We start from the raw sequence: 22,136 nt of genomic DNA on the forward strand, positions 1-22,136 counted from the left end.
TGTGGGGAATTAGTGCAAACTCCTTTTAAACCCATTATCATGACTGAAATGAAAAAGAAAATCCAGATATCCTTCTGGTTCTTCATTGCCCTGGCCATTTTGCTGGCCATTTTTTCGGTACAGAACGCCGGAATCATTGAAGTACAAGTACTCTGGTTTCCGGTTAATGTTTCCCTCTCGATTCTGCTCATCGGCACTTTTATTACAGGACTGGTGATTGGGGCCCTTTATGCCTACAACAAATTTCTGCCCAAGCCTACCAAAGCAAAAAGCGATGCCAGCGAAACCTTAAAAGAAAAAGACAAGAACACAAAAAAATCCCCCAGCAATCCTGAACATGACGTATCCCCAAAGGATTTTTAGTTCCGCACTCTTTCCGCCGGTTCAGTATTTCGTGCACCTCGAAGCAGCCAGCGAGGCCTGCATCGAGGTTTTTGACCGTTACGAACGTCAGAGCTACCGCAATCGCTACCTCCTTTACGGCGCCAACGGTCCCCTCACCCTCAGTGTACCGGTGGTAAAACCGAAGGGCAAGCAGGTGCCCCTGAAGGACGTACGCCTATCCTACGATACACCCTGGCACCAAATTCACTGGAAGTCCATTGAGGCGGCCTACAACTCCTCCCCCTACTATCTGTACTACAAAGACGAACTGGAACCCCTGTTTTCGGGAAAATGGAAATACCTCCTCGATTTGAATCAGAGCGCCCTGGAGCTAACCATGGCAGCCTGCGACATCGCTACCCCACTCAGGCAAACCACACAATACCATACCGAATATCCCGATGCCCTGGATCTTAGAAATCAAATTCATCCCAAGCTGGATTTTAAAGAAGACAGCTTTTTTAAACCGCAATCCTACCGACAGGTATTTGGATGGGACAAGCCCTTTGTACCCAATCTGAGTATCCTTGACCTGCTCTTTAACAAGGGACCGGAATCTTTACTGGTGCTGCGCGACAGCCTCCTGACCTAAAGCCAGGCGCTCCAAAGCAGCGGCAATGATGGCGTCATGATCAAAAGCCAGCTCGGGCAAAGCACGCAAAGAAAACCATTGCGCCTCCCTGGCATCATCGCCGGCCCGGGCCTCCACCACGGAAGGCCATACCGTGGCATAGGCCACGGTAACCGTATGCCCCCTGGGATCACGCCCGGGTTTGCCAAAGGCGCCCACTTGTACAAGGGAGTCTACTTCCAGGCCCGTTTCCTCCAACAACTCCCGACGGGCAGCCGCCTCCAAATCCTCATCCTGATCTACAAAACCGCCCGGCAAGGCCCAACAGCCCTTATAAGGATCGGCAGCACGTTGAATCAGCAAAATAAAAAAGTCTTCACCGCTCCCGGCCAACAAAACAACATCGGCCGTAACCGACGGTCTGGGATAAGCATAACTGTACATATGTCTAGTCCATTATTCTTTTAATCACCCGTAAGTGATGGGTGTATTTTTGACGTTCGCGACAAAAAATGCCTTGATGGTCCAAATGATCGATACGCACCTCCCCACTGGCGTGGATGATGCGGCCCGAACCGAGGCAAAGACCAACGTGAACTATACGCCCCTCTTCATTTTCAAAGAAAGCCAAATCACCCGCCTTGGATTCCTCCACAAAAGCAATCTCCCTGCCGCAGTCCATTTGCTGCGAGGCATTTCTGGGTAAGACTTCCCCCATGGTTTTATAAACAACCTGGGTAAGTCCCGAACAGTCGATGCCAAAAAAACTACGTCCGCCCCAAAGATAGGGCGTATTAATAAAACCTTTTGCCACTTCCACCACATCGGGTTTTCGCTCAGGCACAGCCCCTTGCAAATAAAACTCCCGATTTCCGATAACAAAAGCGTTACGATCCTCGCCGTTGAAGCTAAGCCGACTGCCGGCAGAAATCAACTGCACCGATTTATACGGCTCCCGAATCAATTTAATAAAGGGCAAAGTCACCACATAATCCGGCTCACGCATCCAACTCTCAATGGTCTTTTCACTGCTGGGAAGCCAATATTTCTCATCTACCCAGCCCTCATAACCATCAAAATCAAGTCGAACCCTGCACCATCCTTTAATCTGCTCCAAGAGATAAAACACCTCCCCAAATAAAATCTGAGTCTCCAGCTCGGCCGCCTCCGAAGGTTCGCGGCGTACCGGAATAAGGCTAAAGGGACTGATCGATCCTTGCTTGCTCTCCATCATAAGCGCTCTACAATTAAACAGTTAAATATAGCCAAAAGAAGTCACTCCCCATCTTAAAAGGGACAGAAAGCCCTCACAAAAACCTTCTTCTGCCCCAATTCAGCGACAATTATTCTCAACTAATTGATACCTTTGCAATCACACACGCATACCAAAGCCTTATGATTGATACCATACGCAAATATTCCAAATCCATCAACCGGATCCTGCTTTTTGCTGCTGCCGTGGCACTGGTCATCTACATCTTTCCCCGACAGGGCAAATTTATGTTCGAGTACACCAAGGGCAAACCCTGGCGACACAGCACCCTCATTGCACCCTTCGATTTTCCCATATACAAAACTCAGGCCGAACTGAAAACCGAACGCGAACAAGCCCTGAGCAACTTCAAACCCTATTTCAGCTTTCAAAAACAACAAGCTGAAGAACAAATCAAACGCTTCGATCAGGAAATAGGGCAACAAAAAGCACAGTTGCTCAACGCCTATCCCTTTCTTAGTGCGCCCCTTCCAGGCAATTCAGAATATGCCTTGTTTTCAGGACTTCGGGTACAAACCCGAAAACTGCTGCAAGAAGTGTACGACAAAGGCATTATTTTACTGCCCGAGGAGTACCACGAGCGCCCCGATGCCATGGTCTTGATGCTGGTAAAAGACAACTTTGCCGAACCCTACGAACTTAGTGAATTCTACACCTATACCACAGCCTATCGTTATCTGAGCGACGAGCTCATACGCTACCTGGGCAGCCGCAGCGAGCTTCAGCGGGAAACCGCCGAAGCCCTCATCAGCGATTTACAATTGAACCGTTTTCTCGATAACAACCTGAACTACGAAGAAGAACGCACCGAACAGGAAAAGAATCAAGCACTCAGCAATCTGAGTCTCACCAGCGGCGTTGTGATTGCTGGTCAGCGCATCATCGACACCGGTGAACTCATCAACGATGAAACCGCAAAAATTCTGGACTCTCTGAAACTTCAATACGAAGCCAGTCTGGGTAAAGGCGTTAGTCAGTACTTCATCATTTTGGGACAAACCCTCCTGGTGGCCCTCCTCTTTCTAATCATATTCTTCTTCCTTTACTTTTTCCGTAAAGATGTGTACGGGAAACTGTCCTCCGTACTCTTCTTACTGCTTATGGTTGTGGCCATGGTCAGTCTGGCCCAACTGTCGTTCAAGGCCGAGGCCTTCAACATTTACATCATTCCCTTTGCCATCCTGCCCATCATCATACGTATATTTTTCGATTCGCGTCTGGCCTTTTTCCTGCATGTAAGTACCGTATTGCTCGCAGCCCTCTTCGCCCGCAACAGCTTCGAATTTGTCATTATTCAAATACCGGCGGGACTCACCGCCATGTTCAGTCTCTACCGCATGGTGCGCCGCTCTCAACTGGTGCGCGCAGCCATCCTCATTATCCTGACCTATTCGCTGCTGTACACCGGACTGGCTTTGTGGCAGGAGGGCGACATCAGTCGCATCGACTACAACATGTACATCCAGTTCATCATTAATGGAGGTCTCCTCCTCCTGGTGTACCCCTTAATTTACATCTTCGAAAAACTGTTCGGCTTTTTGTCCGATGTCACCCTGGTTGAGTTGGCCGACACCAACCACCCCGTACTTCGCCGCCTGGCAGAAAAAGCCCCCGGCACTTTCCAGCACTCCATTCAGGTCGGCAATCTGGCTCAGGAAGCCGTTTACAAAATAGGCGGCAACCCCCTGCTCGTAAGAGCCGGTGCCATGTACCACGACATTGGCAAACTGGGCTCCCCCATGTATTTTACCGAAAACCAGGCCAACGGACTCAATCCCCACGACCACCTGCCCTACGAAGAAAGTGCCCAAATCATTATTCATCACGTAGAAAGCGGCATAAAAATGGCACAAAAGGAAAAACTGCCGCGACAAATTATAGACTTCATCGCCACCCATCACGGCACCCTCAAAACCCTATATTTCTACAACTCCTACATGAATCAAAATCCCGATAAAGAAATAGACGTAACCCTCTTTACCTATCCCGGTCCCACCCCCTTCACCAAAGAAATGGCTGTATTGATGATGGCCGACTCGGTGGAAGCCGCCTCACGCAGTCTCAAAACCTATACCGACGACGACATCGACCGCCTCGTAGAAAACATCATCAACCACCACATCGCTGAAAACCAATTCATCAACGCCCCCATCACCTTCAAAGAAATCTCCGAAGTAAAAGACATCTTCAAACAAAAGCTCAAAAACATCTACCACGCCCGCATCGAATATCCGGAGTTAAAGAAATAGAACCATTATGCCATGGTGCATGGATGCACCATGGCCGTGGACTTTAGTCACCCGGGGTTGAAACCCCGGGCCATGATTAAGAGGAAGCGGTGTGCCCCCATGGGGCACGGATAGGTAACGGGACTGAAGTCCCGATCGAGGCTACGCCTCCTCGTCCTTCTCGGCTCCGCCGACCAACATCTCCCCTTCCGGAAAAAAGCGTTTCTGAAAAACCAGCAAGATGCCAATCCCCACAGAAATAGAAGCATCCGCTATATTAAAAACCGGCCGAAAAAAAGTAAAGTTGTTTCCACCGATTCTTGGAATCCACTCCGGATAAGTACCAGAAAACAAAGGAAAGTAAAACATATCGACCACCTTACCATGCAAAAAGGTGGCGTAGCCACCACCCTCCGGTAAAAAGGTCGCCACTCTGCCGTAACTGGCATCGAACAACATGCCATAAAAAGCGCTGTCGATGATGTTGCCCAAAGCGCCCGCCATAACCATACTTACACTAACAATGAGTCCCAAAGGGGCATCCTTTTGGGCCAAAGTGTACAAATACCAGGCTATTCCGCCCACGGCCACAATTCGGAAGATACTCAAAAACATTTTCCCATACTCACCGGCCAGCTCCATGCCAAAGGCCATGCCGTTGTTCTCTACAAAATGAATGATAAACCAGTCAAAAATACGGTACTCCTCCCCCAGCATCATGTTGGTTTTAATCCAAATCTTGAGCACTTGGTCCACCAGGAGAATCAAACCACTTATCAACAAGGCCTTCTGTAATTTCGTCATCCGCTGTACTATTTCTGGTTACGTTTGGCATCTATACTCAAAGTGGCATGCGGTACGGCACGTAAGCGCTCCTTAGGAATCAACTTACCCGTCTCACGACAAACCCCATAGGTCTTATTTTCAATGCGTACCAAAGCCGCCTGCAAATGCTGAATAAATTTCTGCTGTCGCTGAGCCAGCTTGCCGGCTTCCTCTTTCGACAAAACTGCGGCTCCCTCTTCCAGAACTTTAAAAGTGGGTGAAGTATCCTGAGTATCGTTACCATCTTCCAGGGTAATGGTATTCTTGAGCAATTCGTAATCCCTCTTGGCCTTTTCCAGCTTTTTCAGAATTATGTCCTTGAACTCCTGCAACTCCTCTTCGGAGTATCTGGTTTTTTCGCTCATAGTTAGTCAGTTATGGGTCAATACAACATATTAAAGTTTCTCAATCGCAATAATTGTTTCCAGTTCGGATTCCAGTTCTACGCTGATGGCCCCCGATTCGTTACAAGTATCCACCAGCTGAAGGTCGTCGGCCAGGGTCTGACTGCTGATGTAAGTCCTGTGCTTTTCAACCGCAGCATCCAGTGCGGCATGCCGCTGAATTTGCAAACGGATTTTATCGGTAACATCCAAGCCACTGTCCTTACGCAAATTCTGAATACGGTTAACCAATTCACGGGCATAACCTTCCTGACGTAAGTCCTCACTAATGGTAATATCCAGTGCCACCGTAATCCGTCCTTCATTGGCCACCAGCCAGCCGGGAATGTCCTCACTGATGATTTCCACATCCTCGGGCAACAACTGGAGCTTCTCCCCATTTACCTCCACGGAAAAAGAACCAGCACTTTCAAAAGCCGCTATATCTTCGGCAGTCATTGCACCAATAGCCGCGGCAATCGGCTTCATCAGTTTGCTGTACTTTGGACCCAGCGACTTGAAGTTTGGTTTAATGGTTTTTACCAGAACACCCGTACTTTCTTTCAGGTACTCCAACTCCTTCACATTCACCTCATTCAAAATCAAATCCTTCACCGCTTCCAACTGGGCCTCAAAGCGGGCATCCAAAATAGGGACCATGATCTTCTGCAAGGGCTGACGCACCTTAATGCTTACCTTACGACGCAGGGCCAATACCATAGAGGAAATCTGCTGGGCATAGGCCATACGCTCCTCCAGGCCCTTATCAATCAAAGTCTCCACAACCTCAGGCATCAAAGCCAAATGCACCGAAGCGGTCTGCCCCTCTGGTTGCAAGTCGCGGTACAACTGCTCCATATAAAAAGGCGCAATGGGCGCAGCCAACAGCGCTACAGTCTCCAGACACTGATGCAAGGTTTGGTAGGCCGCCAGCTTATCCTGATTAAAGGCCCCTCCCCAAAAACGCTTCCGATTCAGTCGTACGTACCAATTACTCAGGTTTTCGGTCACGAAATCCTGAATGGCACGACCCGCCCGGGTAGGCTCATACTGATCGTAGGCCGCATGCACATCCTTCACCAGGGTGTTGAGCAAGGAAATCACCCAACGGTCAATTTCCGGTCGCTCGGCGACCGGAACCTGCGCTTCGGTTCCTTTAAAGCCATCCACATTGGCGTAAAGCGAAAAGAAGGAATAAGTATTGTAAAGGGTACCAAAAAACTTGCGCTTCACCTCATCCACCCCTGAAAGGTCGAACTTCAGATTGTCCCAGGGCTGCGCATTGGTCATCATGTACCAACGCAGCGGATCCGAACCATAGTCCTCAATCACCTTAAAGGGATCCACGGCATTACCCAGACGCTTCGACATCTTGTTGCCCTTTTTATCGAGCACCAAACCGTTGGAGATGATATTCTTAAAGGCCACCGAATCAAACAACATGGTACCCAGCGCGTGCAGGGTAAAGAACCAGCCTCGCGTTTGGTCCACCCCCTCAGCAATAAAATCGGCCGGGAAAGGCAGGCTGTCCTTATTCTCGAAAGGATAGTGCATCTGCGCATAAGGCATGGCACCCGAATCGAACCAGACATCAATCAGGTCCAGCTCCCGATACATGGGCTTGCCGTCTTCCGACACCAAGATGATATCGTCCACAAAAGGACGGTGCAAATCAATTTTATCGTAATTGGCTGAGCTGAAATCACCCGGCTTAAAATCGGGGAAGGGATGTTTGTCCATCACCCCGGCCTTCACGGCCTTATCCACCTCCTGCATCAACTCTTCCACCGAGCCGATACACACTTCGGCACTGCCGTCCTCGCTGCGCCAAACCGGCAGCGGCGTTCCCCAATAGCGGGAGCGACTCAGGTTCCAGTCCACCAAGTTCTCCAACCACTTGCCAAAACGCCCCGTACCCGTACTTTCCGGTTTCCAGTTGATGGTGTTGTTCAGCTCCATCATGCGCTCCCGCATAGCCGTGGTCTTTACAAACCAACTGTCGAGCGGATAGTACAACACCGGCTTATCGGTACGCCAACAGTGCGGATAATTGTGTACATGCTTTTCAACCCTAAAGGCCTTGTTCTCTTTTTTCAACATCACCGACAAGTCCACATCCAGAGTGGCATCCTCGTCGCTGAGACTCGCATCGTAGGCATTCTTAACAAAACGACCGGCAAACTCGCTGTAGGCTTTAACGTCAACAAACTGCTTAACAAAGGCGTCGTCCAAATCCTTAATCAGGAAAAATTTTCCGCTGCGATCGACCATCGGCTGGCGCTTGCCCTCCCTATCCATCAAAACAAGGGGCGCAATGCCCGCCACCTTAGCCACCCGGTCATCGTCGGCACCAAAAGTCGGCGCAATATGCACAATACCGGTACCGTCTTCGGTGGTCACATAGTCGCCCGGAATTACCCTAAAGGCATCCCCATCGGGTTGAATCCAGGGAATCAGCTGCTCATAGCGCACGCCGGTCAGCGTGCTGCCCGAAAACTCATCCAGCACCTTAAAAGGTAATTTCTTATCTCCTGCCTGGTAAGCATCCAGATCCAGGTCGGCATTTTTTTCATTGAAATAAGCCCCCACCAGGTCCTTAGCCAGCACCACGGTTACCGGCTCACCGGTGTAAGGATTAAAAGTACGTACCCGCACATAAGTCACAGACGGCCCTACCGCCAAAGCAGTATTCGAGGGCAGGGTCCACGGCGTCGTGGTCCATGCCAGAAAATAAACTTCCGTATCGCAATCCGCATACAAAAAGTCCGAAGTCTCGTCCCTAACCACCTTAAACTGCGCCGTACAAGTGGTGTCCTTCACATCTTTGTAACAACCCGGCTGGTTCAGCTCATGCGTACTCAGGCCCGTTCCGGCAGCAGGTGAAAAGGGCTGAATGGTATAACCCTTGTACAAAAGGCCTTTCTTATAAAGCTCCTTCAGCATCCACCAAAGGGTCTCAATATAACGATTGTCGTAAGTAATGTAGGGGTGTTCCATATCCACCCAGTAACCCATCTTCTCGGTCAGGTCCTCCCACATATCGGTGTACTTCATCACATCCTTGCGACAAGCCTGATTGTATTCGGCCACCGAAATGCGCTTACCAATATCTTCCTTGGTAATGCCCAGCGACTTCTCTACACCCAACTCAACGGGCAAACCGTGGGTATCCCAGCCGGCTTTGCGGTGCACCTGAAAGCCTTTTTGGGTTTTGTAACGACAAATCACATCCTTAATGGTACGGGCCATAACGTGGTGAATACCCGGCATTCCATTGGCCGAGGGCGGTCCCTCAAAAAAAATGAAGGAGGGCTGTCCCTCACGTGCCTTAAGACTCTGCTCAAAAGTGCCCTCTCCTTCCCACAGCTTCAACACCGATTTGTTGATGGCCGAAAGATCAAGCCCCTTGTATTCAGGAAATTTCTTACTCATGATGTGCGGTCGTTATTTATGCTTTTTTAAAAAACGTACAAATATAGAGCTTGGAGCGTGGAAAAGCAAGGACAAAACCACTATATAAGCACCCCACAAAAGCAACTTACAATAAAAATGCCGGAAACCAGTTAATACCATAGAAAATCCTATTTTTGCATTCCCCCGAGCGTAAGCAATTATGATGAAACGACACAGCATTTTTCTGATTACCGCTTTGATGTTCTTCATCGGCACAGCCGGCCATGTGGCCGGTCAGTCCACCCGCCCCCTCCTACGGGGAAAAATTACCGACACCAACAACCAGCCTGTTATACAAGCCCACATCCTGGCCCAGCCATCGGGCTACGGCAGTGTAAGCGACAGCACAGGACACTTTCTGCTGCCCCTCGATGGAAAATTCCCCATGACCCTACGCATCAGTGCCCTGGGCTACCACCGTCGCGAGCTGGTGCTGCAGCAGGCACCGGATGGCAGCTTGCAGATAAAGCTGGAGGAAGATACCCAGAACATTCAACAAGTCGACGTGCGGGCACGGCGACTCGGCAGCACCCACAACCAACGCCTGGATGCGGCACATCTGCAGAACCTCCCATCGGCAGGGGGCCATGGCATAGAGGGCATCGTTCGCTCACAGATGGGCGTAGCCGCCAACAACGAGCTCAGCAGTCAATACCGCGTTCGCGGAGGCAACTTCGACGAAAACCTGGTGTACGTCAACGGCCAGGAAGTGTACCGGCCCTTTCTGCTCCACAGCGGGCAGCAAGAGGGCCTCAGTTTTGTGAACCCCGACCTGACCGATGCCGTGGAGTTCTCAGCCGGAGGATTCAGCGCCGCCTATGGCGACAAAATGAGTTCGGTCCTCGACATCCAATACAAGCGCCCCCAAGAATCGGCAGGCAGCGCTTCACTGGGAATACTCGGTGCCAATGCCCACCTCGAAGGCGCCGCCCTGCAGCAGCGCCTCACCTGGATCACCGGAGCCCGCTACAAAACCAACCGCTATCTGCTGGGCACCCTCGACGAGAAAGGCAGTTACCGGCCCGACTTCTCCGACATACAGGCCTACCTGACCTATCGGGCCAGTCCCCGCCTGCATTTTGAAGTCCTCGGTTACTATTCGCTCAACAGCTATGCCTTTGAGCCGGAGGACCGTGAAACCACTTTTGGCACCACACAGGACATCAAACAGTTGCGCATTTACTTTGCCGGCAAAGAAGAGGACCGCTTCCAGACCGGCTACGGCTCCTTCAGCACCCACTTTCAGGTAAGTTCCCACCAAAGCTACCGCCTCACCTACACCGGTTTTCGCACCTTCGAAGAAGAAACCTACGACATAGCCGGAGCCTACTGGCTGCGCGAAGTGCAGGACCCGAATAACGAGGAAGCCAACGACTTGATTGGGGTGGGTGAATACCTGCAACACGCCCGTAACGACTTGTTGGGCATCGTTAATGCCCTGCACCTCGAAGGCAAGCACAGCACAAGGCGCAGCACCTCCGCATGGGGACTCCAATACCGCAACGAAGTCTTTAAGGACCGGGTAAACGAGTGGGAAATGATTGATTCGGCCGGTTACACCATCCCCTACACCGGCAGCAACATTCAACTGGCCTACACCAAAAATGCGCAGCACAACCTGGCCAACCACCGCATACTGGCCTATTTCCACAATCAGTCGTCCTGGGAGCTCGGACAGGGACAACTTTTGCTTGATGCGGGACTGCGGGCCAGCTATTTCTCCTTCAACGAAGACTTCACCCTGAGTCCCCGCCTCCTGCTCAGCTACCTGCCCACACAGGGCCACCGCCGCTACCGGCTTTCCGGCGGCTATTATCACCAACCGCCCTTTTTTAAAGAAATGCGGCGACCCGACGGCAGCCTCAACCCCAGCGTCAAAGCCCAGCGCTCCATTCACCTTGTTGCCGGTTACGATTACTATTTCGAACGCTGGGAGCGGCCCTTTAAATTCACCACAGAAGTCTACTACAAGCACATGGACCGCCTCATTCCCTACCAGGTAAACAATGTGCGCATTGTTTACAGCGGCGAAAATGAAGCCAAGGGTTACGCGGCGGGCATCGATTTTAAAATCAACGGCGAACTGGTGCCGGGAGAAGAGAGCTGGGCCACCCTGTCCTTTTTAAAGACCGAAGAAGATTTGCTCAACGACCAGTGGAGCGACCCCGAACGCGCCGGGGAACCAGGCTATACCCCGCGACCGTCGGATCAGCGGGTCAATTTCTCCCTCTTTTTTCAGGACTACCTGCCCAACAATCCCGACTTTAAAGTGCATCTGAGCTTTTTGTACGGATCGGGACTGCCCTTTGGGGCACCCCGTGCCCCCCGCTACCAGGCCACCCTGCGCATGCCCCCCTATCGGCGGGTAGATTTGGGCTTTTCGTACGACTTGATGAGTCGCTGGGCCCAGCCCAGGGCATGGGGACTAAAAAATATGTGGCTGGGTCTGGAAGTGTTTAACCTGCCCAACATCAGCAACACCATCTCCTATTATTGGGTGACCGACATCAACAACGGTCAGTTTGCCGTGCCCAACTACCTGACTGCACGACGCATCAACCTCAAGCTGTCGGTGAAATTTTAAGTCTCCGATTCCGGGTCTTGTGCGGCGGGAATTAATATTTGAGTTTCTTGGGGTTTTGTCGATTGTCCCAAAATGTAAGTAAGATTATTTCCTTCTTGTAAGGTTTAACTTTATAAAACAAGCTATTGTGCTTAGTAACAAAGCCTTTTCGAACATTTCTTTTTCGAGGGGATTCAACAAAAGTTTTAGGATGTTTTTTAATAACCCCGAGAACTTCCTCTGTCTTATCCACAAAGTTTTTCACTTCATTTAGCCCCCAGTTTTCATGAAGGTAGTCCAGTTCTTTTCGTGCTTGATTTGACCAGGCTATTTCCATTTCAAATGCCATATCTTAAGCGAACTTCTTTCATAACTTCTTCATGAGGAGTAGTCTCTCCTCTGTCAGCTTCCTTAATCCCTACTTCAATGGCTTGCTGAACAGATATAGGCAATTCATCCCACCATTCATCCTCTTTCTCCTGTTTGAGTATTTGGCTGACCTTTTCCAATAAATTTGGTTGGTCAGTATTTAATATCATCTGAACCAATTCCAGTTTTCTTGCTTGAAGATTCATAGCATTTATTGTTTTATCTCCTGCAAATTTAACGATTAATATTCATATTTTCTTGAATTTAAGGGATGCAGCTTTTCAAGTTTCTTTTGAAGATTATCCAGATTATTTAACTGGCACCGTTCGGTTAAACTTACATATTTATGGCCGGCCAAGTACCATACTTATCTTAACCTGCCTTTCTCAAACCTCCCCAAACTGGGGTCATACATTCTGGCTCCGTAATCGTACCAGAACAGTTATTCGGCAGCGTTTAGGCCTTTTTACGCCCTTTAACCTGCTTCCACCACCACAAAATAAAACCCGTAATGGGCAAGGAAGAAGCGATAAGGCAGGCTATGAAATACAATATTTTAGAGAAAGTCCCAAATATTTCTCCTGTGTGCAAAGGTTTTATGGAGGCGGCCAACTGCTCGTTGAGGGGCTTATCACGAAACAACTCGAGAGCGCGCACCGCACCGTCCGTCCGCGAAAGCTCCAGCTGATCGCTGCCCGAGTAGGCGAAGAAACCACTGTGCGACTTGCTAAGCTGGAAAGACGCTGCATCGGGTGACGGCAGTGTTAATCGATAGACTCCTTTGTAAGGCAACACACTGTCAGCTTTCGCCAGCAACTCTGCATAAGTCAGAAAACTCACCGGCACAGCCCCCTCCAGTCCCTGCACGCTGTCGGACGCCAGCGCCAGCTTGCCTTGATTGCGGTCCAGCCCCGCTCCCCTTTGCGGGGCAGCCTGACTCCCCCCTCTTTGCGGGGCCTCCACCTTCAGTACCGTGTAAATAAGCTGGCGCGACCAGTCGAAGGACCAAAACAGGCCCGTAAAAGCCATCACAAAAAGCAGAATGGCAGAGTAAAAACCAAGTGTGCTGTGCAAATCAAAAGTAAAGCGGCGCTTACCTCCCCGCCAGTGCACCACCAACCTTTGTTTCAATTTTCCCCATTTTTTTGGCAGCCAAACCACCAGTCCCGTTACAATCAACAAAAGCATAATAACGGTAGACCAGCCTACAATGGGTCGACCCACCGAAGTGTCGAGCAGCAGCCAGCGATGAAGACGAAACACCCAGAAGAAGAAGTCGTTTCCCCGTAAATGATCAGAAGGCAGCACTTCGCCCGTATAGGGATTTACATACAGATTGCTCCCCCTGCGGCCATCCCCTTCGCGCTGCACATTAAAAGTCCAACTGCGGTCCGCCCGCGGATCCAGGGTGACCGAACGGGGCCGGGCACCACTTGCTTCGCTCACCTTCGCAATCAGTGCTTCCAGCGACAAAGGCGCCTCAGTATCGGGCACCTCTACCTTAAAAGCCGACGGGTTCAGCAGCTCCACCACCTCATTGCGAAAAACATAAACCGTACCACTCAGGCACACCACCGTCAACACCAAGGCACTGGCCAGTCCCAGCCACTTATGCAACCAAAATAAAAAGGATTTTATCACCGTCCACGGTCCTCTATTTTTTCCAGCCATAATAAATAAGTTATTAGAACAGCAAAAATAGCGGGCAAAGACTATGGATAAAATCCCTAAAACTGGCGGTTTTTACACCGCAAAACCATGGCTTTACATACGATCGGGCACGCCGGCACCCAGCAGCCACATGCCTTTTTTAATGACTTGGGCTACGGCGTGACAAAGCGTTAAACGCAGATCGCGCACCCGTGCATCTTCCTCAAAAAGAATGGGGTTATCGTGGTAAAACTGATTGTACTCCTTAGCCAGATCGTAAATGTAGTTGGCAATAATGGCGGGACTAAAAGCCGCACCTGCCTCTCTCACCACATTTGGGAAACTGACCAGCGAGCGAATCAGATTGTTTTCCTTTTCGTTCAAAACCAAACCAACAGGCGCCGAGCCCTTCCAGGCAATACCTTTTTCCTCCGCCTTGCGGAAGATGGAGCGAATGCGGGCGTGGGTGTACTGGATGAAGGGACCGGTATTGCCGTTAAAATCGATGCTCTCAGCAGGATTAAAAGTCATATTTTTACGCGGATCGACTTTCAGCATAAAGTACTTAAGGGCACCCAGGGCCACCATACGGTAAACCTCCTCGGCCTCCTCGTCGCTGTAGCCATCCAGCTTACCCAACTCCCGGGCCATATCGCGGGCAGTAGCCACCATTTCTTCCATCAAGTCGTCGGCATCCACCACAGTGCCCTCGCGCGATTTCATTTTACCCTCAGGCAGCTCCACCATGCCGTAACTAAAATGCACCAAGTCGCGCCCCCAGTCAAAGCCCAAACGATCAAGCAGAAGCGACAAAACCTTAAAGTGATAATCCTGCTCATTACCGACCACATACACCATTTTATCAATATTGTAGTCGTCGAAACGCAACTTGGCCGTACCAATATCCTGCGTCATATACACCGAAGTCCCGTCGCTGCGCAACAAAAGCTTCTCATCCAGGCCCTGGGCACTCAAATCGGCCCACACACTGCCGTCGTCGCGTCGGTTAAACAGCCCTTTTTCCAAGCCCTCCAACACCATGTCGCGCCCCACCGAGTAGGTATCCGACTCGTAATAAATCTTATCAAAATCAACACCCAGCTTTTTGTAAGTCACGTCAAACCCAGCATAAACCCAGGCATTCATCGTCTTCCACAAAGCAACCACCTCCTTATCGCCAGCCTCCCACTTGAGCAGCATCTCACGGGCCTCCGCCATCAAAGTCGACGCCTTTTCCGCCTCCTCCTTGCTCATGCCTTTCTGCTCCGTAAGCTCCTTCAGCTCTGCCTTGTAATGCTGATCAAAAAGCACATAAAAATCGCCCACCAAATGGTCGCCCTTTTTTCCGGTCGACTCCGGAGTAGCACCCTGTCCCCACTTCTGCCAGGCCAGCATCGACTTGCAAATGTGGATGCCCCGGTCGTTCACAATATTGGTCTTTACCACCCGATAGCCGTTGGCCGCCGCAATGCGTGAGAGGGAAAAACCCAACAAATTGTTACGAATGTGCCCCAGGTGAAGGGGCTTATTGGTGTTGGGAGAAGAATACTCGATCATCATCAAGGGGGCATCAGCCGACGCCGGCTGCATGCCAAAATCGGCATTCACAGCCAACTCATTCAGCCGCTCCACCCAAAAGTTGGGCGAGAGACTCAGGTTCAGAAAACCTTTAACCACCTCAAAACCAACCACCAAAGGCAACTTCTCCTGAATAAATCGGCCCAGGTCCTCTCCCGTTTCTTCGGGCTTCTTTTTCGAAACCTTCAACAAAGGAAACACCACAATGGTGAAATCCCCATTTTGGTCCTTACGGGTGAGTTGAACCTGAAGCATTTTCTCCTCCAGTTGAGCTCCGTAAAGCTCTTTTATCGCTTCCAGAGCCGCAGCTCTTAACTGTTGTTCGATGGTCATGACCTTAGCTTATTTTTTAACCCTGCAAAGATAAAAAATCTATCCAATCGACCGTTAATAAGCCCGCCACATATCCTCAAAGCACGTTCACTCATCACAAAAGCAGCAAAAATTAACAAATAATGGCACGCAAGCACAAAAATTAACGTATATTTAGTTTAAGCTGTAACCACACGGCCCATCTTACGTAAGTGTTCAATTGTAATATAGACCAAGTACTATGTGGATGAATCTGCTCTCCGCTTTATATCTGAACCTGGTGGTAATGCAAGGCAGCAGTGCCGCTCTTTCTTACCACTCGGCCCTGTGGCTGGGTTTTGGTGTGGCCGCTTTGGGCCTGTTGATGTCGGTATTTCTGGTGATCAACCACCGGGCTAATCTGAAGCGACAAAAAAGTGTTGCTGCGGAGGAAGAACGGCCTGCACAGGAACATGCATTAGCAAGTGCATCGGACAGTGCCTGGGCACTCATCGATAAGCACCCCACGCCTACCGCACTTTGCGATGAGGGCGGACACCTGTTGAAAGTCAACACCCACTTTGCCCGGGTATTTGGCTCAACCCCCGAAAATCTGCACGAACTAAAAATATTCAACCTGCTTCCGGCCCAACTGGCCGAACCGCTTTCGCAAGCTTTTGCCAACCCCGCTACAGCCCCCTTTCAAAGTAAAATGCCCTTTTTCAGTCCCAACACCCGCGACAATTACTGCCTTCAGCTGCTGACGCTCTCGGCCGAAAAGGGACACGCTGCAGAACAACTGCTGACCCTGCATCCACACAGGCAAGCCGAAGAACCAGCACCATCCCAGTCGCCCGCCCATCCCCAACCCACCCCCAACTTCGAGCCTCAAAGCGAGGAGGATCCCTTGCAGGATATCCTTGACCAAACACCTCTCCCGCTGCTCATCGAAAACAGTCAGGGAAAAATACTACGGGCCAACAAGGCCGCCTGCTCCCTTTTGGGGGCCGACTGCGAAAGTCTTGCCACACAAAACATGGACAGCTATTTTGCCTCCTCTCCCGACAGTCCCGCCTCCTCGGGGCAGGCCTACCTCGTGAAGGAACGCCACATCAGTTATAAAACCATCATTTACCCCCTTAGCGGCAAAGCCCTGCCTGCCGAAGTCCGTGTTACCAGCATAAAATATCAGGGCCAATCGGCGCTGCTTTATCTGATCAGCGACCTGAGCGAGGCCATCGAAAAGAAAAAAGAACTGGACGAGTATAAGATAAAATCGGAAGAAAGCGATCGCCTCAAAAGCTCCTTTTTGGCCAATCTCTCGCACGAAGTCCGCACCCCCATGAACTCCATTCTGGGTTTTGCTGAATTGCTGGCCGAGCCCGACATCAATGCCAAGGAACGAAAGGAATTTATTCGTCTGATTCGCCAAAGCGGCAAAGAGTTGCTGAACCAGATCAACAACATGATCGACTTTTCTAAAATAGAGGCCGGTCTGGTACAACTGAAGGTCGAAATATGCAATTTCGAAACCCTGTTTCACCAATTGCACGAGTTTTGGCTCGAAGAAAGCCAAAACACCAATGAAGTCAAGCTCTTTTTTGAATTGCCTCCCGAAATTCAACGCAACGGCATTGCCAGTGATCGAATTCGCCTGAAACAAATACTCAAGGTGTTTTTGAGCAACAGCATTAAATTCACTCAAAAAGGGGTCATTGAAATGGGCATTCGCTCCAAAGCACCCCAGCTCTACGAGTTTTACATCCGCGACACCGGAGTGGGCATACCTGCCGATAAGCACCAGCAAGTCTTTGAAAAGTTTCGGCAGGGCAACGACAGCAATTCCAGGGAATTCAGCGGGATGGGACTGGGCTTATCCATGGCGGCACGCCTGATTCAGTTCCTGGGCGGACACCAGTGGGTCATTTCCGAGACGGGACAGGGATCGGAATTCCGCTTTGTACTGCCCGACCTCCTCTTCCCCCAAGGCTCGCCCTTCCTGCAGGTATCTTCCGGACCCACCACCATGCTTCAGAAAATCATGGTCATAGCGCCCGATCAGGAAATTTATCTGGACCTCAACCACAATTCCAAGCCGGTAAATTATCAGGTGTTTTGGGCACAAAACGCCCAGGAAATGAAGGCCATGATGCTGTCGAACAACATTCGCTTTATTTTGGTAGCCGTTGATTTATTGCCCTTCTGGCAAGAGCTGCTGCCCAAGATTCACGGCATCAATCCCAAAGCCAAAATTATTGGGGTAGCGGGACAACTGGACAGCAAGCGAAAGGAGCGACTGGTGGCCATGGGACTGGACGATGTGATACGTACACCGGTCAATATCCCCATCCTGCTCAACATTGTGGAAGAGAAGGAACTCAGCTCCATGAACATCCTGAGCACCGTCTTCCATCAAAACTAATGGTGCTTCAACTCAAAGTGAATACTTATGCGGTAAAGGCTGCGCAGCTTTTTACCGTTGACCCTTTGGGGCAACCAGCGCCAATCCTCCGGCAACAAGCGGGATGCTTCCAAAACAGCCCTGCCGAGCTCAGCCGGAGCGCCGGGACCAACATAGCGGCGCAGGATCTCTCCCTCTTCGGAGATATCCAAATACAGGTCCACCACCCCCTCAATATCCCCCTCATAAGCGGCTACAGGATAACCAACGAGCGAGGTCAAATGGGCATAAGGCACCAGCGAACTGCCTAAAAACATACAATCAGAATTTTGGGCAAGCGCCCTTTGTTCTTCGTATCCGGCTACCAAAACAATCGAATCGGCATCGTAGTCGTACTTAAACTCCAACACCTTTCCCAAATTTAAGAAAGTCCACACCCCGGTACGCTGGCCATGGGTATAACGCCCGGCCTCTACCAGGTGCGACTTGTAATAAAGGGCATAGGGCCCATGGAGTACGGCGGTGTCCGACTTCAATACATGATAACTGCAATTCAATTGCCCCTTCATGGTTCGCGAAGTCCGCAACTCGATAGGTGGTGATGCCGCCACCAGCAAAAGGAAGAGGGCCCCCAGCAAAACGACCAGCTGCACCCGGAGCTTTCCGGTTTTCTGTAATATAACGCGATTCATAGGCCTCTTCTGAAAAAAATAAAGGACTGTTCGCCTAAGCGCCCAGCCCTTTAGAAAAAACATTCACGCCACCCGGTTTATTGGGCGCTTTCCTTCAATTGCTGAGCCAAGGCCTCGTACAAAACACCAAACTCCTCTACCATTTCCTTGCGCAGAGTACGGTAATAGGCTTTCACCAGCTTGGCATTGTCCTTTCCGTCGGGATGATTGGCTCTTTCCACAAAATTATTGCGAAAATCTACCGCCTTGGTAATGTGCTCCACCAAAGCATCGTCCGAAATTTTATTAAAAATCAATTGATTCAGGTAGGCCTGAGTAACCAGTTCTGAAGTCAAAAAGTTTATATCCTTCTTAAGGGTTCTAACACTTGCCATAAGCTCAAAATTTAGAGATTTATCTTAAACAGCACAAAGATAATACAATTATTGCAGATTGTCTTCCAACCAAAGCAAGACCCGCTGGCGCAAATCCTCGGGCAGAGTTTGAATACGGGTCAGGTGGCTGCCCTCCGGATCAATAATCCGCACACTGTTTTTCAACCCTTCTACATCAAAAGCCGTAGCACTCCAGGGATCCCTGGCCCCAACAATATGCAGTACAGCCGGATCTTTTCGGCGCAGGCGCTCCTCAACACGACGCAACATACTGCGATCAAACACCGGCATTCCGGCCGCCTCGGGTACCATAAAAGCATTGCTGACCACGGGCGTATCGAAATGCTTTAACCAGGGCAATAGTGCCGCAGCGTCGTAGGCATAATAACCCAACTCTCGATAGGCCTGATAAAAAAACGGACCCACAGCCAAGGCATCCTGTTCCGAGAAATAACTGAAATCAATACCCCGGTACAAATGCTCGAACAAAGCCAGACCACTGGCTCCCTCTGAGGGTATTTCAGCCGGGGGCACACCCCACTGCCAAAAACTAAAAGGATACTCCAAAACCGCCAATTCAAAAACCTGCTCCAGATCCAGGCTAAAAGTCAACTCCCGCTCCGCCACCCAGGCTTCAAAATAAGGAAACACCTCACTGCGCCGCTGCAAAACCTCCTTCTGAAAGGCTGCAATCCTTTCCCTTGTATCTGCATCGCCCACCTCCTTAAAAAAGGTTTGGAGGCGCACATCTTCCTGTTCATAATTAAATGGGGCTACATAGCAGACTGTAGCCGCTACCTGACGCGGAAACAAGGCCCGGTGCACCAAGGCAGCCTGCCCGCCCTTACTGATGCCCGTACTTACCCAGTTGCCCCGGTACATACGCTTAAAAAAAGCTGCAATACGCTGCTGATCCCTGGCGGCCTGCTCTACCGTAAGCAAATCCCAGGGAAGAGAATCGGGCACCGATGCGCCAAAAAAGCGGTGCTCTACCACCAGTTGGTTGGCATCCAAAAGGGTCGCTAATTCGGACCGGTACAAGGCTGGAGCACTATAGCCTTCTGTCACCAACACCACAGGGGCATCCTCGTCCTTATGGCTCCACCACACCCGCTGCCAAAAGCTGCCTGCCTTTGGGTTATTGTGGTCCAGCGGCTGTTTAAACCAGACTAAAAAATGCTGTTCGCCACCGGATTCTCCCGCCAACACCTCCAAGCGTATGCCCTCCGGCTCCTTTTGCTGCAAATCAAGCACCGTGGTGCGCTGAAAGGCACAAGCACCCAGCAACAACGGAAGCAGCAACAAACACAATATCCGCATATTAAACCTCATTCTTAATTTCATTAAACAGACCAGTCCACTTTTTTTGCTGCCTGCACTGTAATAATAGTCAAAAAAGTGCTATCTTCCCTATAATTGGGGCTAACTTTGACGCGCCGATTATTAAGCGGATAAGAAGGATGAATGAGCTGCGGCACGACATACTATTGAGTGAACTCCGGTTTTCTGCCTCCCGCAGCAGTGGGGCTGGCGGACAGCATGTCAACAAAGTGAGCTCACGTATCGAACTGCGCTTTAGTGTAGTACAGAGCCTGGGGCTCAACGACGACCAGCGCCAGAGAGTCCTGCAAAAACTGGCCGGTCGCATCACCTCCGACGGCGAATTGGTGCTGCACGTACAAGAACATCGCTCTCAGGTGCGCAACAAGCAGCTGGCCATCGACAGGTTCTTTGAATTGCTGCAACAGGCCCTGCACCGACCCAAAAAGCGTAAAGCGACCGCTCCAACCCGTGCATCCCGCTTAAAACGGCTCGAATCAAAGAAAATACAAGCAGAAAAGAAACAAAGACGCAGAAAAGAATACTAACATCAACAACTCCGATATTATGGTAACCAAAAACATTAAACTGGGCAGCGGATTGGGCGCCCTCAAATTTGGAATGACGCGCGAAGAGGTAAAGGCCGCTTTGGGCGAACCCAACGAAATAGAGAATTACAATCCCCTGGAAGAAGACGAAGGACAGTCCGAAGCCTGGCACTACGATGAGCTGGAGCTCTCGGCCAATTTCGACGAGGAGGACAATTTTAAGCTGACCTCTTTGGCGGTAAGCTCGTCCGACTACCTTTTCGAAGGGGTCAATTTGATCGGCCTCAGTCAGGAAGAGGTGATGCAACAAATTGAAATGATGGATTTGGGCGAAGTGGAGATGGAGGATGTGGCGGAAGAGGAAGTTGCCCAACAAATGGTTTGCAGTATTGCAGAGGTGAGTCTCAACTTGTGGTTTGAAGAAGGACAGTTGTCCGAAATTCAGTGGGGCCCCTATTGGGATGAGGATGAAGAATGTTACATCTGGCCCGAATAAGACCACAGCCACCAGGCCACTGGGCCTTTCTTAACAAAGGATTAACGCAGGCTCCAAAACATTTTTGGGGCCTGTGCTGTTTTAAGTTCACAAATTTACATCGCCAGCTGCAAATGTTCGGAAAACAGCTCCGGGTATTTTTCAGCCAGCGAACATCAGCAACTTAAAAAGATTATTATGAAAGCATTACTCAACAACGAAAGAGATTTAGCAGCTTTGGTGCTGCGCCTTGGTTTTGGATTTTTCATTGTATTTGGTCACGGCTTGGGCAAATTACAAATGCTCTTAGGAGGCGGAGAAATCATGTTTCCCGGACTCTTCGGCCTGAGTCCCACCATCAGTCTGGTATTGGCCGTAGGTGCCGAGTTTTTTGCGGGACTTCTGGTTATGCTTGGCTTTAAAACGCGTCTGGCCAGTCTGCCCGTCATCTTTACCATGGCAGTTGCGGCCTTCATCATCCACTTCAGCGATCCCCTCTTTTCTGGCGGTGGCGCTGCCAAGGAACCTGCCATCCTTTTCTTGCTGGGTTTTGTAGGAACTTTCCTGCTGGGATCGGGCAAATACTCAGTGGATGCCTTGTTGAGCAAAAAATAAGAAGCGCAAAGAAGCTTTGTTCTTCGCGCAAAGGATTTCAAAGGGCTGGCCGCATGGTCAGCCCTTTGTCGGCTAAAAAGGGCGTCCTTCTCACCCAAAAAACCAAAAAACTGAGTATATTTAAACCAACAGATTAAAAAAAA

20 protein-coding genes are annotated in these 22,136 nt (G+C 50.3%); 8 read left to right on the forward strand and 12 right to left on the reverse strand.

Features of this window, described 5'->3' with window-relative positions; genetic code table 11:
* Nucleotides 1–39 precede the first annotated feature (39 nt).
* Complete coding sequence (locus B4W65_RS10200; RefSeq protein ID WP_158522828.1) at nt 40–363, forward strand: LapA family protein; 324 nt, start codon at nt 40–42, stop codon at nt 361–363.
* Complete coding sequence (locus tag B4W65_RS10205) at nt 338–976, forward strand: WbqC family protein (RefSeq protein WP_088655052.1); 639 nt, start codon at nt 338–340, stop codon at nt 974–976. The genes B4W65_RS10200 and B4W65_RS10205 overlap by 26 nt, the downstream gene beginning before the upstream one ends.
* Here B4W65_RS10205 and B4W65_RS10210 read toward each other — a convergent pair.
* Entirely contained in the window at nt 944–1,399 is a 456-nt protein-coding gene (locus B4W65_RS10210) for an NUDIX domain-containing protein (protein ID WP_088655053.1), read from the reverse strand. The genes B4W65_RS10205 and B4W65_RS10210 overlap by 33 nt on opposite strands.
* A gap of 4 nt (nt 1,400–1,403) precedes the next feature.
* Nucleotides 1,404–2,189: a C40 family peptidase gene (locus tag B4W65_RS10215; protein WP_240509542.1), complete on the reverse strand. Its 786-nt coding sequence runs from the start codon at nt 2,187–2,189 to the stop codon at nt 1,404–1,406.
* A 161-nt stretch (nt 2,190–2,350) separates the two neighbouring features.
* Between B4W65_RS10215 and B4W65_RS10220 the strand changes: the two genes are divergently transcribed.
* Nucleotides 2,351–4,477: an HD family phosphohydrolase gene (locus B4W65_RS10220; protein WP_088655054.1), complete on the forward strand. Its 2,127-nt coding sequence runs from the start codon at nt 2,351–2,353 to the stop codon at nt 4,475–4,477.
* A gap of 141 nt (nt 4,478–4,618) precedes the next feature.
* Here the strand turns inward: B4W65_RS10220 and B4W65_RS10225 are convergent, their stop codons facing one another.
* The 3 genes from B4W65_RS10225 to ileS are packed head-to-tail and all read right to left on the reverse strand — an operon-like array spanning nt 4,619 to nt 9,096.
* Nucleotides 4,619–5,260: a lipoprotein signal peptidase gene (locus B4W65_RS10225; protein ID WP_088655055.1), complete on the reverse strand. Its 642-nt coding sequence runs from the start codon at nt 5,258–5,260 to the stop codon at nt 4,619–4,621.
* An 8-nt stretch (nt 5,261–5,268) separates the two neighbouring features.
* Entirely contained in the window at nt 5,269–5,646 is a 378-nt protein-coding gene (locus B4W65_RS10230; RefSeq protein WP_088655056.1) for a TraR/DksA family transcriptional regulator, read from the reverse strand.
* 30 nt (nt 5,647–5,676) lie between these two features.
* A complete protein-coding gene (ileS, locus tag B4W65_RS10235) occupies nt 5,677–9,096 on the reverse strand; it encodes an isoleucine--tRNA ligase (protein WP_088655057.1) in 3,420 nt (1,139 codons plus the stop codon).
* A gap of 181 nt (nt 9,097–9,277) precedes the next feature.
* On the opposite strand from ileS, the gene B4W65_RS10240 reads away from it, so the two are divergent.
* On the forward strand, nt 9,278–11,701 hold the full coding sequence (locus B4W65_RS10240) for a TonB-dependent receptor (protein ID WP_088655058.1): 2,424 nt from the start codon (nt 9,278–9,280) through the stop codon (nt 11,699–11,701).
* Nucleotides 11,702–11,732: 31 nt separating this feature from the next.
* Here B4W65_RS10240 and B4W65_RS10245 read toward each other — a convergent pair whose 3' ends face one another.
* The 4 genes from B4W65_RS10245 to argS form a co-directional block, all read right to left on the reverse strand.
* Entirely contained in the window at nt 11,733–12,029 is a 297-nt protein-coding gene (locus tag B4W65_RS10245; RefSeq protein WP_088655059.1) for a type II toxin-antitoxin system RelE/ParE family toxin, read from the reverse strand.
* Entirely contained in the window at nt 12,019–12,255 is a 237-nt protein-coding gene (locus B4W65_RS10250) for a hypothetical protein (protein WP_088655060.1), read from the reverse strand. Before B4W65_RS10250 ends, B4W65_RS10245 begins: the two co-directional genes overlap by 11 nt.
* Nucleotides 12,256–12,505: 250 nt before the next feature.
* Nucleotides 12,506–13,720 (reverse strand): PepSY-associated TM helix domain-containing protein, encoded by a 1,215-nt coding sequence (locus B4W65_RS10255; RefSeq protein ID WP_088655061.1) that lies wholly within the window; start codon nt 13,718–13,720, stop codon nt 12,506–12,508.
* Between the two features lie 93 nt (nt 13,721–13,813).
* Nucleotides 13,814–15,610, reverse strand: coding sequence for an arginine--tRNA ligase (argS, locus tag B4W65_RS10260; protein ID WP_088655062.1), 1,797 nt, complete (start codon nt 15,608–15,610; stop codon nt 13,814–13,816).
* Nucleotides 15,611–15,830: 220 nt separating this feature from the next.
* Between argS and B4W65_RS10265 the strand changes: the two genes are divergently transcribed.
* Nucleotides 15,831–17,990, forward strand: a complete 2,160-nt coding sequence (locus B4W65_RS10265; RefSeq protein ID WP_088655063.1) for an ATP-binding protein — start codon at nt 15,831–15,833, stop codon at nt 17,988–17,990.
* Here B4W65_RS10265 and B4W65_RS10270 read toward each other — a convergent pair.
* The 3 genes from B4W65_RS10270 to B4W65_RS10280 all read right to left on the reverse strand — a co-directional run bounded on the left by B4W65_RS10270 (nt 17,987) and on the right by B4W65_RS10280 (nt 20,355).
* Nucleotides 17,987–18,661, reverse strand: a complete 675-nt coding sequence (locus B4W65_RS10270; protein ID WP_158522829.1) for an energy transducer TonB — start codon at nt 18,659–18,661, stop codon at nt 17,987–17,989. The two genes, B4W65_RS10265 and B4W65_RS10270, sit on opposite strands and share 4 nt — an antisense overlap.
* Before the next feature lie 77 nt (nt 18,662–18,738).
* Complete coding sequence (locus B4W65_RS10275) at nt 18,739–19,035, reverse strand: hypothetical protein (RefSeq protein WP_088655065.1); 297 nt, start codon at nt 19,033–19,035, stop codon at nt 18,739–18,741.
* Nucleotides 19,036–19,083: 48 nt separating this feature from the next.
* Nucleotides 19,084–20,355, reverse strand: coding sequence for a S28 family serine protease (locus B4W65_RS10280; protein WP_240509543.1), 1,272 nt, complete (start codon nt 20,353–20,355; stop codon nt 19,084–19,086).
* 140 nt (nt 20,356–20,495) lie between these two features.
* Here B4W65_RS10280 and arfB point away from each other — a divergent pair, with 140 nt between their 5' ends.
* From arfB to B4W65_RS10295, 3 genes are all read left to right on the forward strand, one after another.
* Nucleotides 20,496–20,903, forward strand: a complete 408-nt coding sequence (arfB, locus tag B4W65_RS10285; protein ID WP_088655067.1) for an alternative ribosome rescue aminoacyl-tRNA hydrolase ArfB — start codon at nt 20,496–20,498, stop codon at nt 20,901–20,903.
* A gap of 19 nt (nt 20,904–20,922) precedes the next feature.
* A complete protein-coding gene (locus B4W65_RS10290) occupies nt 20,923–21,399 on the forward strand; it encodes a hypothetical protein (protein WP_088655068.1) in 477 nt (158 codons plus the stop codon).
* A gap of 177 nt (nt 21,400–21,576) precedes the next feature.
* Nucleotides 21,577–21,993 (forward strand): DoxX family protein, encoded by a 417-nt coding sequence (locus B4W65_RS10295; RefSeq protein ID WP_088655069.1) that lies wholly within the window; start codon nt 21,577–21,579, stop codon nt 21,991–21,993.
* Nucleotides 21,994–22,136: the final 143 nt, after the last annotated feature.

This window comes from Geofilum rhodophaeum (assembly GCF_002210225.1).
GTDB classification, from domain to species: Bacteria; Bacteroidota; Bacteroidia; order Bacteroidales; family Marinilabiliaceae; genus Geofilum; species Geofilum rhodophaeum.